The sequence below is a fragment of the Candidatus Gracilibacteria bacterium genome (assembly GCA_041660965.1).
In the GTDB taxonomy this organism is placed as follows: Bacteria; Patescibacteriota; Gracilibacteria; order BD1-5; family JAGOOR01; genus JAGOOR01.
Genome location: JBAZVH010000001.1, coordinates 154636 through 170341, shown reverse-complemented (window position 1 = coordinate 170341; position 15706 = coordinate 154636). Strand labels below are relative to the sequence as shown.

Here is a 15706-nt window from a genome sequence, read left to right as displayed (position 1 = left end):
GAACTTTACTTTCTATACTCCCAATAGGCACGTATGCCTATCATAGCAGCGTTATCACCACAATATTTGAGTGATTTTGGGAGAAAAACAGGGATGTTGGAATCTTTTCAGAACTGTTCTACTTTCGCTCTAAGTGCCGAATTAGCACTGACACCACCGACGAGACAAATAGTGTGTGTTTGGTGTATTTTGGAGGCCTGTATAACTCTTTGAGTGAGTATCTCTGTGACGATACTTTGATATCCATAGGCAATTTCTATTCGATCGTTTTCTGTAAGAATTCATGATTCTTCGGAGGAATTTCCTCCCCCCTGATAAGGGGGGGTAGGGGGGGTTGAGTATGATATTTTTTCTTTTATCCACTGTGTAATTGTTTCGAAAACACCTTCTTTGTTATGGAGAATATCCCAATTTGTAAATCGCAAAATAGTGAGTCAGTGAGATACGAGATCGGCCGTTCTTTTTTTATCATATTTTTCTTGCTCTCCATGACTATCGCCATCTATTTCTATAATAAGTCATAGTTCTGAACAGTAAAAATCTACTATATAATCGAGTAGAGGTTTCTGACGGAGAAATTTATAGTCCCCCAGATTTCATACTTTTAATATCTTGTAATACGTATCATATTCAAACGGAGCTGGATTACTTCGATTTTCCTGTGCTTTTTTAGTGAGGTCATGACGATAGGGGATGTAGAACCCCCCAACTTCATTCTTTTTGTCCTGCCCCCCTTGTCAGGGGGGAGTAATTCATATATTTTTATTTTGAGATATATCTGGCATATCCTGTCCTACTTGTGTTCGAATCTTCAATATTTTTCTGAGCTCGATTTCTCGAATTGCGGCTGATTTGAGTCCTGAAAATGAGAAATCAAGTGAATCAGCCGGCAGAACAAGGGGGAATTTGGGAATATTGGTGTGAATTTTAGGAGTGTACTTTTGCGCCAGTTCATCGACTTCTCGACCTGCAGGAAAGGGAAGCCCCATAGACCGCCCCACTTTATCCATACTCTCTCCCGCACTATCATCGAGGGTTCATCCAAGTTTTTCAATCTCATAGAGTGATTTCCAGAGGAAGAGATCATTGTGTCCACCAGAAGCTGAAAGAACGATAGCGGGAAATTTCAAATCCTGGAGTTTTCGTTCCAGAAGCACAGAGAAAATGTGCCCCTCGATATGATTGACCCAAATAAGAGGTTTTTTGTGGGATGTCGCGAGTGTTTTAGCAACAGTTTTCCCGATAAGAAGTGAGGGGATTAATCCTGGTTCACTCGTGGCTGCAAAAATATCAATATCTTTCAAGGTTATAGTTCATATTTTTAATACTTCTTCCAGAAGTTCGAAGACATGATTTGCGTGCAGTCTAGCGGCTGTTTCAGGGACGACACCTTCTGTTGCAATATGTTCAAGCTGTGTATGCGTCTTCATACAAATCAATTCATCGTCTCGCAGAAGAGCGACTGATGTGTCATCACAAGAGGATTCAAAGGCAAGAAGATACATGTGAAAAAGTTTATTAGGTTTACTGAGTTTACTGAGTTTACTGAGTTTGGAAAATAATAAAAAAATCATCCAATGACGGATGAAATTTATTATTCAATGGGCTGCACCATTCGTATCTCGTAAAGCGAGGAATGGTGGGTGACACAGGATTCGAACCTGTGACCCTCTGCTTGTAAGGCAGATGCTCTAACCAACTGAGCTAGTCACCCATAATTTTATGTCTTTCGGAGCATCGAATCGGCAGATGCTCTCACCACGAGAAGTGAGCAAACCCCACTTCGAACCTATCTAATCACCCAAAGTGGAAGTACTATATGAAATATTTTTATTTTGCAAAATTATTTATCTTCTTGCAATTAAATACTGAACGTCATTAAATCCTCAGCTAAAATAGTATTCAGAAATAGCTGTTGAGTTTCTAGAAGACGTGTTTCTTCTGGGATAGGATACAGATGCGATAAAATGAGTTTCCCTACACTTGCCTGTTTTGCTATTTCTCCACATTCTTTTGAGATGAGATGCCCAGCAACCTTTCAATTATTAGCAAAGGAGCATTCCAAGACACATATGTCTGAGTTTTTAGCAAATTGTGCTAATCATAGGTCAAAATCCGTGTCTCATGAGAGGGTGACTATTTTTCAGTTTTCTAAAAATTTGTATGCCAAACTATTGTCTGTGTGACGAGTTTTGTATGTCTCGATACGAAACTCGGCATACTCTATAAAATCCGTTATTTCACGAATAATAATTTTATATGTGTTTGGAAGTGGTGATCAGGAGAGGGGTTGTATATATGTTTCGTAAAAATTTTGAAATCATACTGGTCAGATAATGGTCAAATCTTTCTCTCGATTGTAATTCGGTGTCCACTTAAATGCACTGATGAGAGGATTAAGATCGGAGATGTGATCAATATGGTAGTGAGATATGCATATCATATCAATATCCTTATAACTCAATTTTGCTTTTTCAAGTTGTATCAGTGTTCATGGCCCGCAATCTATGAGTATTTGTCGAACTCCTATTTGTAGATGATACGATGGGGCACTGCGCTGGAGTGAGGGAACGATGGTCCCGCTTCCGAGAATAGTAAGTTTCATATAAGATTATTGTAAGGAATTCTATATAATTTTTATTGATTTACAATGCTATAACTGTATTTTCTGTCTCTCCTTGCAAAATCTGTTACTTTCGTATCATGCCCTCATGCATTCTATCTACGATACAGCTGCACTTACCAAATTTCTCATTGAACAGGGAGAGAAACTTTTTCGTCTGACACAAATTCAGCATTCTCTCTATAAGGACCTCGTAGAGGATATTTCATCGTGCACGACGATTTCTCAGAAGCTTCGTGAGGCGATGCAGGCAGAATTTACCCAACATATTCTCACTCTCAGTCATGTGGCAACTTCCTCAAATGGTCAGACAACCAAACTTCTTCTCGACACGTATGATGGTCATCATATAGAATCTGTGATTATGCGGCATCTCTCTGGCCGTACTACCGTCTGTATCTCCTGCCAGGTAGGTTGTCCGATGGCGTGTAGTTTTTGTGCGACAGGAAAGCTTGGCTTACTCCGCAATCTCACAGTAGGGGAAATCGTCGAACAGGTGATGATTGCTATTCATCTTCTCAAAAAAGAAGGTATTCAAGTCCGCAATATTGTCTTTATGGGAATGGGCGAACCATTTCTCAATTATCCAGAAGTCAAAAAAGCATTGGAGATATTTTGTGGTCCGAAGTGTCTCAATTTCTCAGAACGACGTATCACTATTTCAACTTGCTGAATTGTTCCATGAATTAAAAAGCTGATGGTCGATCATCCGCAGATTAGTCTCGCAATCTCTCTGCACGCTCCAAATGATGAAGCGCGTCGAGCCATAATGCCTGTGGATACTACCTATCCACTCGATGAACTCATGAAAACGCTCGATGAATATGTGGCTGTGACGAATAAACGTATCTTCTATGAATATATCATGATCAAATGAGTGACCGATAAACCTCAGTACGCTCATGAACTCGCGGAACTGATGAAGGGGCGGCTCGGACATGTGAACTTTATCCCCTACAACGCTGGCGAGGGGATTATGGGCGATGATATGCAGCCGACATCCACACTGATTATCAAGAAATTTCAACGTGTTCTCGAAGAATACTGAATTCCTTCCACGGTACGTCATACTATGGGCGATGATATCGATGCTGCCTGTGGACAACTCGCTCTCAAAGTCGACGGAAAAAAGACTTCTGATGTTCAGGGGAAGAGGATAGGAGGGTAATTATTTTTTCTTCCCAACTTTTTTCTTTGGTTTTTCTACCACAGGTGCACTTTCTCATATTTTTTTCATAATTATTTCATTACAAGTTGCCTCATCGAGCGCATTCGGGTCATCTTTGTATTTTTTTGGAAGTGGAAAATTATCTTTCCCTTGTTTCATATAAGGACCAAATTTTCCTCGTAAGACCTGGATATCACCAAATTCCATAATGACATTGCTGGTACCTGATTGTTTTGCTGCGATGAGTCCAAGAGCTTCTTCCAGTGTTATGGTATATGCTGTGTAGGGGGCATCTTTTGGAATAGAAACAAATGTTTTTTCACGGACGACATATGGGCCAAATTTTCCAATACTTGCTTTCACTTCTTGTCCTTCGTGGATTCCGAGAACTCTTGGAAGTGATGATATTTCGAGTGCTTGTTCCATAGTAATTGTTTCCATATCCATACCAGCAGGGATGCTCGCAAAAGTAGGTTTTTTATCTTCCGTTTTTTCGCCTATTTGTACAAAGGGACCAAATCGTCCCATACGAACTGACATCGGTTCACCAGTTTTTGGATGGTTTCCGAGGATTCTCTCACCAGTAACTCTCTCTGAATCACCTGCGCTTTCAACTTGAGGATGAAAATCTTTGTAAAAACTTTTGAGCATTTTCTGCCATTGGATCTCTCCACGGGAGACTTTATCGAATTCTTCTTCTACATTCGCCGTGAATTTATAGTCCATCATATCTGCGAAATTCTTTTCCAGATATTCACTAACAAGACGTGCAAGGGAAGTGGGGAAGAGATATTTTTGTTTTTTCTCGACATATCCTCGGTCCATAACTGTTGTAATCGTTGGCGCGTAGGTGGATGGTCGACCGATACCTTCAGACTCGAGTTTTTTGACGAGTGTGGCTTCGGTATAGCGTCCAGGAGGTCGAGAGAAGACTTGATTTCCTGTGAAAACTTCAGATTCGAGAGTGGTTCATTTTTTGATAGCTGGGAGTGTGACTTCTCCTTCCTCCTCATCCTCATCGTCTTTTCCTTCGGTATAGACCTTCATAAAACCGTCAAAAAGAATTACTTGTCATTTTGTTTGCCATTTTGAATCAATGCCTAACCCCCCGCCTTCGACACCCCCCTTGTCAGGGGAGCTAGGGCAAAAATTATAGGTGGTTGTTTCTATTTTTGCTGCTTGCATTTGGCTTGCGACGGTTCGCTCCCAGATGAGCTTGTAGAGGCGGAGATCATTTCAATCGAGTTTTATTGTGTTGGGATCATTTTCCATATGGGTTGGACGGATTGCTTCGTGTGCTTCTTGTGCATTAGCCATTTTGGTCGTATATTTTCGCCCCTCCACCATACTATATTCTTTGCCGTAATTTTTATTGATATATTCTTTGCAATCAGCCATTGCTTCAGCAGAGAGATTCACAGAGTCAGTACGCATATAGGATATATGTCCATTTTGATAAAGCATCTGAGCTGTTGTCATCGTCTGCTTCACAGAGAATCCCATTTTTCGACTCGCTTCTTGCTGGAGTGTGGAAGTCGTAAATGGTGCTCCTGGTAATCGAAATGTCTCATTGGTATCGACTTCTTCGAGGACAAATGGATATTTCTGTTTCAGTGTAGCAATAAGTGTTTTTTCCTTTTCTCAGAGCTTTACCTCTATTCCTTCTCCGAAATTTTTGAGGAAATCTTCAATCTGTTTTTGTGTTTTAAATCCTGGTGTCTTGCCTTTTACTTTTACGAGTTCCGCAATCAGTTTTTTTTCAAGTTGTACTTTTACTTTCCAAGATTCTGTCGGTATAAATGCTTCGATTTCTTTTTCACGATCGACCACGAGACGCATGGCGACTGATTGTACGCGTCCTGCTGAGAGTGTCGTTCCGCTTGGTACTTTTCTCCAGAGAATAGGGGAGACTTCAAATCCTACGATACGATCGAGAATACGCCGTGCCTGTTGTGCGTCGACGAGATTCTGATCAATCGTGCGCGGATTTTGTATCGCATGTTCTATCGCTTTTTTGGTGATTTCATGAAACACGATTCGTTTCGTCGTTTTCGTGTCGAGGCCAATCGCCTCACAGAGGTGCCAACCAATAGCTTCTCATTCACGGTCTTCATCGGTAGCTATCCAGATATTCTCTGCAGATTTTGCGAGTTTTTTGAGATCCGAAACGATTTTTTTCTTATCCTCGTCGACGATATAGGTGGGGATAAATCCATTTTCTATATCGATTCCCATCTTCTTTTTCTCGAGATCTCGGATGTGTCCGACAGATGCTTTGACGGTAAAATCCGCTCCGAGATACTTTTCTATGGTCTTTGCTTTGGCAGGAGACTCGACTATTACGAGGTTTTTTGTCATGCTTTCAGTGTAGAAAAAAAATGAACGGAGCAAAAAAAATCAGTTGACAAGTCTCTCTATTATTTTTTATAGATGAAACTTATTTGCTGATTTTTGGTCTTTTATGTCTAAATTTACAGCGTCTTCACGACATTTTTGAGGAGAATCTCACGATCAGCAGGGAACTTCATATTTTCGAGTAGTGCCACAGTACTTGCAAAGATTTGATATTGACCACCTTCGTAGATATAACTATTCCCCGTAAATTCCATCGGGTTAAACTGAGAAAACATATTTTTAAATGGTGTATTTTTTGGGACTATTGGGACGATACCAGCGAGAATACATGCTGTAATTCGAGCGGGGTTTGTTTGTGTATCAGAGACAAGAAAGTCACATCCAGAAAGAAGCGTATCAGAAAAATCTTTTACAACACGGATATAATCACTCTCCACAGATGTTTTTCCTATAACAAAAACACTTACTCCGATATCGACGAGTCATTGGATGATAAATTCTCGTGTTTTCACATCGGTTAAATCGATACATCCTATGTACTTCGTACTTTTTGGGAGTTTATAGGTTGTGATAAGCGTTTTCTTCGCACTGTTTTTTTGAGCGATAATGGTTTCTTCGCGTTGGGATTGGTAGGAGTTTTTCATATATCAGTATCCTATCAGAGTTTTTTTGTGAGTGCAAATCTTTGAGAGAGGCATTGCTCTTGACACTCATCTTATTTCTCATTAAAACCTTTTCGCCGTATTTCTGTAGCGAGTTTTTGTCCTCCAGAGCGCTCTATCTTTCCATCACGCATCACAATCACTTGGTCTACAGGAATACTTTCAAGAATCTCAAAATAATGTGTGATAATAATAATACTTCGCTCTGGACTCGCACATTCGGAGAGCATTTTTGCGACCAGTTGGAAGGCATCGAGATCCAAACCACTATCTATTTCATCGAGGATAATATAGGTTGGTGCTATCAGTTTGAGCTGCAATACTTCCAGTTTCCTCTTTTCTCCTCCGCTAAATCATACATTCAGATCACGTTCGAGAAATGATTCAGGAATATCACAGGTTATGAGAATAGGTTTTATAAAACGACTAAAGAGCATGGGGGAGAGCGGAGCTGTGCCAGGTGCAATCCTTGGGAGATGGAGATTATAAATAGTTCTGAGGTACTCACTGACTTTAATGCCTTTTATTTCTGTGATATTTTGAAAAGAGAGAAAAATGCCTCGAAGTGAACGTTCTTCCGGTGACATCGCCAGGAGATCATCTCCATCAAGCATGATAGTGCCATCGGTAACTTCGTAGAGAGGATTCCCCATAATAACACTCGCAAGAGAAGATTTTCCAGAGCCATTTTTCCCGAGAATACAGGTATTTTTACCTTTTTCTATAGTGAGCGTAATTCATTTGAGAATTTCTGTTTCAGCGACCTGGGCATGTAAATCCGATATTATAAGCATAGTGAGTAGTAATTAGTCGTTAGTAGGTAGTAGTTAGACGGGGGACGGATAACACGTAGTTAGTAGTTAGATTGATGCGAGTTAATTGAGTGTTTTTTGAAGTCAGGTAATCATTTTACCAATTTCGTCACATTTTTTTATTAAATTTATAACAGTTTCATTATCAATATATCAAATATCTTCAGCCAAGAGAATCATTGTGAGAACTTCATTGCAGGAACCTTGCGCGATTGAAAGAAAATGATAAAAATCTTTTGGTGTTTTTCTGCCAGCTCATTCGGAAATATTTGCTGGTATTGAGATGGCTGCTCTCCTTATCTGACTTGTGAGTCCAAATATTTCTTCTTTCGGAAAGTTCTTGGTTATCAAATATATATCTTTGTTAAGCTCAAAAGCAAGCTTCCAAACGGTAAGTTTTTGAAAATCGTGGGCCATAAGCGAGTAATTACTAACTACTAGTTACTATCTACTAACTACTTTGAATCGCTCGTAAAGCGATTCTTGTCCACTCTTCCCATGTTGTCTCTGGATTTGCCATCATTTCTCTGAGTTCGTCAGAAGTATAAAAACCTTCATTCACGACTTCCTCGCTTCCTTCTGCAGTTTTTGAGTCAGTTGTGATCACATAGAGGACACCGATATGGACTTTGCTGACTTCATCCTTTTCACTGTTGATATATCCGATTGGTTCGATAGAGAGAATATTTCCGTGGAGTGTGATCTCTTCCTCAAGTTCACGACGGAGAGAATCTGCGAGGATATCCCCAGTTTCTTCATCTTCTGCCTCGATATGTCCACCAATACCACATGCCCACTTCCCAGCAAGACGCGTCTCGTGAAATCCTTCTCGTTTGCTGCCGCGCTGATAGGCAAATACTTTTCATTCAGTATTTCTGATAACAGCGTAGGAAATAGGTTGTTTCATCGTAAAATCTACTTCAGCATCTCCTCTACGAGTGTAGCTAAAATTATCGAGGATAACCCGACGTAAGTCATGCTCAGCGTGAGGAATAAAACCCTCGTGGTGAGCACCAGTAGGGAAGAGTGCCGTATTTGGCACGGTCACGATCATGATATCTTCTTTGGCCATATATAAAAGTTAATTAAATAGAGTATTATATAATTCAATATCTTTTTTAGATGAATTTGTAAATGCCTCTTGAGCAGATTTTATTAATCATTTTTTATCAATTTCCTTAATGTTAATCTCTCATTTTTCAATCATATTTTGTATTGAAATTTCTTCTGATTGTTTTTGTTTCTGAACTTTCTCAAAATTATTTTTTATGAGTTTTTTCATTTTTTCTTCCAAATCTGTTAATTCTTGAGAATTAATTATTTTATATGGAATACCCTCCTGTATGTTTGCTAAAGAAATCATAGCATCTCTTTTTAATAAAGTTGCATATTCCCATGAAATTTTCATTCATGCTATTTCTTCTTGCCACTTTTCGGCTCCTAATCTTTCTTTTATTAGTTCCCCTTCTTGCTTTATATTTTTTATTTCTTGCGAGAAATCTTTCATTGAATTTTCTGAATTTCAGTATTTTTCTTTAAGTTGTCCTAATTGGAGCCCATATGTAGTCATTTCTTCTGAGAGGTCTACTTGATTGGATTTTTTCCCCACTATATCTCCTGCCATACCAGCAATTCCATATAATACTAATGCTAGAATGACTCCTCCTATTATTAAGATTCATTCTATAATTCTCCGTATAATTGTTTTATTTTTTTTTGGGGTTTCTTCTTGTTTTTTAAGACTTTTCTGTGCATGATGTTTAGTAGGAGTGCTCTCATATTTGAGTCATCTTTTTTTAACTATATCTTTTAATATCTTTATCGCTTCAGGTCTCATCCCTTCTTCCTCTAGTAGTCCTAGAATTTGGTCGTCTCTCATTGAATTATAATTTTTTTCAAGCTCTTCGATGGTTGGTTTCATAGAATGAATTTTATAAAAATAAGTTATTTAGTATAGTGTTTATGCTTTAATCCTTTTCTTTTATCTAATTCTCTCCACGCTTCAAGTGTTTCTTCTTTTTCAACTATTTCATAGAGAGTATACAATATATAATCAACAATCTCAATTGCAATTTTTAGAGTTTCTGATGAGCTTGGTATGAATTCATGTAAAGCATCATTTCCGAGAAATCTCTGTTGATGTAAAATATTTGCTTGTTTATTTGTTAAAAGACCCACCTTTGCTAATTCATTAATTCTGCCTTCTAGATTTTTTCGTTTTTTGAGCTCTCCAGTTTTCTGGTCTTTGGCAGGGCCACTTAGAATATTCTTTTCAGTACAAATGGCCTCTATAATTGCCCTTAATCAAGCTGCACAAAGAAAAAACAAATCCTTGTTATATGCACATATTGTCTCTTTGCAGAGCGCTCTAATAGTAGCAGGAGTTCGGTAATAATTTTTAATATCTATTTTCAAAAACTCTCTGTCGGGATAAATTTCTATATCCTCTTTAATATCTCATGTTTCAGGATCGCGATCTTCCTCACACCACCCACTATATCTGAAACTGTTACTTCCGCAGCCTAAACATTTATTTATTTGCCACACTTCCTTGTGTTGACCAACATTATCATTCCATCAACTTTCTTCTATTTCTCGTAGAATTTTATGATTGTTTTCATTTTTACATTTGTTGCAATATATTTTAAAATCAGTGGGCATAATTACAAACAATTATACTCCCCCTTCCCTAATTACAACTTTCATCTCCAGCTTGTCTTCTTTGACAGGAAACCCCTGATTTTCGAGCATTTTTCTGAGATATTTGCCTTGTATGATTCCTGCAAGAAAGTGAATATGATAATGCTCAACGCTTCGAGTATTTGAAAAAGTTTCACGAGTGAATGAGAAATAATTTTCTTCTCAGAAAAATCCTTTGACACGAGTGTGCACGTCGTGGAGTTCGGTAAATTCTTCGGGTGAGAGTTCACTACTCAATGTCTTGTGCTCTCGAGGAATGGCGACAATATGGCGATCATTACCAGTATAGGGATATTTATTGTAAAGGAGAATCCAGTTCTTACCTTCCCAAATAATATCTTCTTTCATATTTTCTGTATCACAAAATGGGCAATCTTCTTTGCCGAGACATGATCTACCATTGAGAATTTTGTGGTAGTCAGCGCGTGTTCCTATTTTTACCATAGAAATAAATTACTTATTTAATAAGCCGCTTGAGGTCAATCTCTCGGACATCTTCAATTGCCTGTACAAATCCTTCATCATGACTGACCATAATCAGGGCTCACTCGTAGGTATTCAGAGATGCTGCAATCACTGGAATATGTCGAAAATTAATATGATTCGTTGGTTCATCGAGGATAAGGAGATCGGGTTTTTGGATGATAAATCGTGCATAACAGAGGAGACCCTTTTGTCATTCGGAAAGAGAATAGACTTTATTTTTGAGGAGATCACTTGTGAGGAGAAACTGTGATGCGACTCGAAATGTCTCCTGGTCAGTGATAACATCAGTAACAGATTGGAGTGATTCCCAGACCGTTTGTTCCATATCAAGTGCTTCGAAATCTTGACTGTAATAACCGATGTTTACGCCTTCAGTAATCACAGCATAGGGGTCAGTTTTATTGACGAGTTTCTTGAGGAGCGTCGATTTACCGATACCATTTGGCCCCGTGAGAATATAGCGTTCTCATTTTGTGATAACGAGTTCCATATCGTGAGCGACTATTTCGTGTTCACGATTCATCAGGGTGATTTTTGAGATGGTGATAATCGGTCCGATAAAATTCCCATAATCAATATGAAATTTTTGAATGGTTTTATCATCTTTTCGGACGATGACAGTATTATCTTCTGCTTCCTCGACATCGTCTCGCATCTTGCTCGCGAGTTTGCGCATCTTACCTCCTTTATTTGCGAAGAAGTTAATTTTGTCTTTTTTCTCTTGAATCTCCTTTTCCATTCGAGCATTTTGCATCCGTTCTCGCTCGATCTGAGTTTGTATATCCTCCATAACGGTATAGTAGTCGCCCCAGTATTGCTCGACCTGATGTTTCTGGACATTGAGATAGAGGACTCCGTCGGTGAAGACATTCAAAAAGTCTGCATCGTGACTAATCACAATCACTGTTTTTTCATAGCTTAATAGGAAACTGAGAAGATGTCCGATACCATCGGCATCGAGATTATTGGTTGGCTCGTCGAGGAGGAGGATATCTGGTTTTTGGATGAGGGCATAGGCGAGGAGGACACGAGCTTGTTGTCCACCAGAGAGATCTTTGAGCTGTTTCTTTGTGCTCACAGTGAGATTGACAGCGTCCATCACTTCTTCGATTTTTTTATCAAGATGTTTTTCTTTCGTTGGGAAAGCAGTTGCAAAATATTCTTCAAGAGTCAGATGAAGTTGGTCTCGAGGAAGCACTTGCCTGGCAATCGCGATTTTATTTCATGCGACGATATTCACTTGCCCTGATTCTGGCTTCAGCTCTCGCATCAGGAGCTTAAAAATCGTGGACTTACCAGCGCCATTTTGTCCCATAATCGTGATCTTGGTATTTTCACGCACAGTAAAATCAGCACATTCGAGGATGATTTTTTTCTTATCATTAAATGAGAAACAGACGTTGTCGAAACTGACGATGACATTACCTTTTTCAGCGGCCATAATAAAACACAGGAAATAATATATCGGCAGTATAGAGAAAAACCTATAAAATCAACCTTGCAACTTTGAGTCATTGAATATACTGGCTTCTAGCGAAACGCCCCGATAGTTTAATGGAAGAACAGCTCACTCCTAACGAGCAAATACAGGTCCGATTCCTGTTCGGGGCACCAAAAAATACAAAATACAGAATACAAAGTACAAAATAGCTTATTGTCTTGCTTTTAAAACAAAAATAAGGTACTATCAGAGTATGATGAATTTTCATTCTCTTCCGATAGAAGAAACACTTGCTGCATTTTCAGTTTCACCGCAATGACTTACGGGGCAGCAAGCGAGTGATATATTAAAACATGTTGGATATAATAGACTCCCACAACCCAAACGAAGAAGCATCTTTGCGATGATAGGTGAGCAGCTAAAATCAACGCTCGTGTGGGTATTGATTGCCGCCGCTGTGTTTTCAGCTCTTCTCGAAAAATCCTATATCGATGCCACTGTTATCCTTATTATCGTCGTCATTAATACCCTTATTGGTGTAGCTCAAGAATTTAAAACAGAAAAAACACTCGAACATCTTCGTTCACTCTTGACGCCGCAGGCACGAGTTATGCGTGATTGATTTCTCCAGGTTATCTCAGCATCTGATGTTGTGCCAGGAGATATCCTCCTCCTCGATGAAGGAGAGAGAATAGTGGCGGATGCTCGTATCATAGAATCTGCATGACTTCGTATCAATCAAGCGATTCTTACGGGTGAAAGTGTCGCCCAGGAAAAAACGAAAAATATTATCACTGAAAATACACCTCTTTCTGATAGGGTCAATATGGTGTATCAGGGGACAGCTGTTGCGGCTGGATCTGGTCGGGCTGTTGTGGTCGCAACTGGTGCCAATACAGAACTCGGACATATTTCTGGGATGGTCGGGCAAATCGTCGATGAGGCCAACCCATTTTCTCGTAAACTCGAAGAATTCTCCCGTAAGATTGCTATTTTTATTGTCATTCTCTGTCTTATTATTGTCGCTATTCTCGTGTTTTCAGGTGGGAATATAAGTCATTCTCTATTAGTAGCGGTCAGTCTCGCTGTCTCAGCTATTCCCGAATGACTCCCAGCAGTAGTTGCCTTATGACTTGCACTTGCGACGAAACGTCTTGTCAAAAAAAATGTCCTCGTGCGCAAACTGCCTTCCTCAGAAACACTGTGACGTGTGACGGTTATTTGTACTGATAAAACAGGTACGCTGACAAAATCTGAAATGCAGGTTGTTGATATTTACACAAATTGAAAGTGACGTGTGACGAGTGATGAGTGACACGATGAAGAGGGTGAGAAAATATTACTTGAGATATCTGTGGGGTGCAATAAGGCAGGATATGGAAAAGATTCATCAGGAAAAGAACAGCTCTTCGGTGATCCGACAGAGATTGGACTTCTTCAATTTGCTGAATCTCTGCAGTGTAGGAAATCTGAGATAGAATCACGATACCCCTCTCTTTTAGAATTCCCATTTGATAGTGAACGAAAGCGTATGTCTATTATTCGAGATCATGGTACATTTTTGCGTTCATATGTAAAATGAGCACCAGAACGAATTATGGAATTGGTCACTTCGGAACTTTTGAATTGAGAAATTGTTTCTCTTACAGAAGAAAGAAAAAAAGAACTGTATGACATTTTTGCGCAGTATGCTAGAGGTGGTAAGCGGGTACTGGCGATGGCATATCGAGACCTCTCATGAATACAAAAGACAAAAGACAAAGTACAAAATGAAGAATGAAGAATGAACAAAGAAGAATGAACAAAGAAGATCACTCTGGAGGAATCGGAATCGGGCTTAGTCTTTGTCGGATTTACTGCCATGATGGATCCTCCACGTCCTGAGGTGGCTCCAGCTATTGCGATATGCCAGACAGCATGAATACGTGTGATTATGATCACAGGTGATTCTGAGCTTACAGCTGGTGCAGTAGGGAATATGATTGGGCTTGCAGGAGAAACTCTCGATGCTACAAAACTTGCCGATATGACTGATGAAGAGCTCTCTGAAAAACTGAAATCTATCAGTATATTTTCACGTATTGCTCCTCAAGATAAGCTCCGTATCATTCGTCTCCTCAAGGCACAATGACATATCGTGGCAATGACGGGAGATGGTGTCAATGATGCCCTTGCACTCAAACAATCTGATATCGGAATTGCTATGGGTATTCGCTGAACTGATGTCGCACGTGATGCATCTGACATGGTCTTACTCGATGATAATTTTGCTTCCATTGTTGCATGAGTTGAAGAGGGGAGACGGGTATATGATAATACGAAAAAATTTATAAAATACTTGCTGGCCTGTAATTTTTATGAGGTTTTTCTCGTCGCTCTTGCAGTCATATTCTTTCACGATGCCCTGATTGTTCCATTTCTTGCGATACAGATTCTATGGATCAATCTCGTGACTGATAGTTTCCCCGCTCTTGCACTCTCAACACAGGATACAGAACAAGATGTGATGCAGAGAAAACCAGTTGATGAAAGTCTGCTGGCTGGTATAAAATGATTTATCGTCATCTCAGGTATTATTGGTACTTTCGTAGTAGGAAGTATTTTTCTCTTATTTTACAAAGAAAATCTCATGCTCGCTCAGACGCTTGCTGTCACCACTTCTGTACTATATCAGATGTTACGTTCTCTCGGATGTGGTCGTCTTGGTGCTTTTGATCTCAGGGTAAATCGATGGCTCGTATGAGCGGTTGCTCTCTCAGTGATTCTTCACTTTGGACTTCTTATGTCGCCTCTCGGTGCACGCTTTTGATTTGTATCATTTTCTTCACTCACGATAGCTCATTTTGGGTATATGGTTATCCTCCCTATTCTCGGATATATTCTCTGAGAATTTGCTAAAATAACTCTCAAAAAAACTACAGTAAGCTAATTAAGGTGTACTTTCGAATAGGCCGAGTATCGAGATAGATAGTTTCAACTTTTTCACTAAAAAAACTTATCTGTAGATGACCCTGAAGAGTGTGAATGCTGATAGTATCTCCTTGTCGCAGGTACGTATTGATATCTGTCGATTTCTTCGCTTCATAACCATTGTCCGTGAGCCAACCGATGAGTTCCTTTTCGGAAAGAAGCGTATCTTGTTCTAAGACGAGAATTCACGTCTTCTTTGCATCGGTGTTAGTAGGAGGATCGAGCGCTGTTTGGGACGAATAGATACCTATTGTTTCCTCAAAATGAATCGTTCGAAGAACATCATTGTATCCTGATATCACTTGGTATTCTTTTGGTTTTTTAGTATGTTCTGTATTCGATAATGCATCCAGATAGGTTTTGAATTTTATGGCATCAGCATCTGTTTCTACGATAATGTTTTTTACATCTTTCAATGCTCATTTTTGGAGTAAAAAAGCATGTATAAGCGGATGAGAAGGAGATATGATATTCAAAATAAAAAAGAAG

General features: G+C 39.4%; 14 protein-coding genes and 2 tRNA genes. 3 read left to right on the top strand and 13 right to left on the bottom strand.

Annotation, left to right across the window (positions count from 1 at the left end):
• Nucleotides 1-5: 5 nt before the first annotated feature.
• The 3 genes from tsaD to WC753_00865 form a co-directional block, all read right to left on the bottom strand.
• A complete protein-coding gene (tsaD, locus tag WC753_00875; GenBank protein ID MFA6080018.1) occupies nucleotides 6-1505 on the bottom strand; it encodes a tRNA (adenosine(37)-N6)-threonylcarbamoyltransferase complex transferase subunit TsaD in 1500 nt (499 codons plus the stop codon).
• Nucleotides 1506-1637: 132 nt separating this feature from the next.
• A tRNA-Val gene (locus WC753_00870) sits at nucleotides 1638-1714 on the bottom strand.
• Between the two features lie 147 nt (nucleotides 1715-1861).
• Nucleotides 1862-2605 carry an MBL fold metallo-hydrolase gene (locus tag WC753_00865; GenBank protein ID MFA6080017.1) on the bottom strand — a complete coding sequence of 248 codons (744 nt, stop codon included), beginning with the start codon at nucleotides 2603-2605 and terminating at the stop codon, nucleotides 1862-1864.
• 106 nt (nucleotides 2606-2711) lie between these two features.
• Between WC753_00865 and rlmN the strand changes: the two genes are divergently transcribed.
• Nucleotides 2712-3791, top strand: coding sequence for a 23S rRNA (adenine(2503)-C(2))-methyltransferase RlmN (gene rlmN, locus WC753_00860; GenBank protein MFA6080016.1), 1080 nt, complete (start codon nucleotides 2712-2714; stop codon nucleotides 3789-3791).
• Here rlmN and topA read toward each other — a convergent pair whose 3' ends face one another.
• The 9 genes from topA to WC753_00815 form a co-directional block, all read right to left on the bottom strand.
• Entirely contained in the window at nucleotides 3792-6149 is a 2358-nt protein-coding gene (gene topA, locus WC753_00855) for a type I DNA topoisomerase (protein ID MFA6080015.1), read from the bottom strand.
• A 113-nt stretch (nucleotides 6150-6262) separates the two neighbouring features.
• The gene (locus WC753_00850; protein ID MFA6080014.1) at nucleotides 6263-6790 is read right to left on the bottom strand and encodes a hypothetical protein; all 528 of its coding nucleotides are present in this window, start codon (nucleotides 6788-6790) and stop codon (nucleotides 6263-6265) included.
• Nucleotides 6791-6861: 71 nt separating this feature from the next.
• Nucleotides 6862-7602 carry a Fe-S cluster assembly ATPase SufC gene (gene sufC, locus WC753_00845; GenBank protein ID MFA6080013.1) on the bottom strand — a complete coding sequence of 247 codons (741 nt, stop codon included), beginning with the start codon at nucleotides 7600-7602 and terminating at the stop codon, nucleotides 6862-6864.
• 81 nt (nucleotides 7603-7683) lie between these two features.
• Complete coding sequence (locus WC753_00840; GenBank protein ID MFA6080012.1) at nucleotides 7684-8037, bottom strand: four helix bundle protein; 354 nt, start codon at nucleotides 8035-8037, stop codon at nucleotides 7684-7686.
• A gap of 34 nt (nucleotides 8038-8071) precedes the next feature.
• Nucleotides 8072-8692 carry an NUDIX domain-containing protein gene (locus tag WC753_00835; protein MFA6080011.1) on the bottom strand — a complete coding sequence of 207 codons (621 nt, stop codon included), beginning with the start codon at nucleotides 8690-8692 and terminating at the stop codon, nucleotides 8072-8074.
• Nucleotides 8693-8701: 9 nt separating this feature from the next.
• Nucleotides 8702-9541 carry a hypothetical protein gene (locus tag WC753_00830; protein ID MFA6080010.1) on the bottom strand — a complete coding sequence of 280 codons (840 nt, stop codon included), beginning with the start codon at nucleotides 9539-9541 and terminating at the stop codon, nucleotides 8702-8704.
• 23 nt (nucleotides 9542-9564) lie between these two features.
• On the bottom strand, nucleotides 9565-10281 hold the full coding sequence (locus WC753_00825; protein ID MFA6080009.1) for a DUF4145 domain-containing protein: 717 nt from the start codon (nucleotides 10279-10281) through the stop codon (nucleotides 9565-9567).
• A gap of 12 nt (nucleotides 10282-10293) precedes the next feature.
• Nucleotides 10294-10764, bottom strand: coding sequence for an HIT domain-containing protein (locus WC753_00820; GenBank protein ID MFA6080008.1), 471 nt, complete (start codon nucleotides 10762-10764; stop codon nucleotides 10294-10296).
• Between the two features lie 13 nt (nucleotides 10765-10777).
• Nucleotides 10778-12247 carry an ATP-binding cassette domain-containing protein gene (locus WC753_00815; protein MFA6080007.1) on the bottom strand — a complete coding sequence of 490 codons (1470 nt, stop codon included), beginning with the start codon at nucleotides 12245-12247 and terminating at the stop codon, nucleotides 10778-10780.
• Nucleotides 12248-12346: 99 nt separating this feature from the next.
• Between WC753_00815 and WC753_00810 the strand changes: the two genes are divergently transcribed.
• Nucleotides 12347-12420: transfer RNA gene (locus tag WC753_00810), tRNA-Arg, on the top strand.
• Nucleotides 12421-12500: 80 nt separating this feature from the next.
• Nucleotides 12501-15176, top strand: a complete 2676-nt coding sequence (locus WC753_00805; protein MFA6080006.1) for a cation-translocating P-type ATPase — start codon at nucleotides 12501-12503, stop codon at nucleotides 15174-15176.
• On the opposite strand, the gene WC753_00800 is transcribed toward WC753_00805, so the two are convergent.
• Entirely contained in the window at nucleotides 15163-15693 is a 531-nt protein-coding gene (locus WC753_00800; protein ID MFA6080005.1) for a hypothetical protein, read from the bottom strand. The two genes, WC753_00805 and WC753_00800, sit on opposite strands and share 14 nt — an antisense overlap.
• Nucleotides 15694-15706 lie beyond the last annotated feature (13 nt).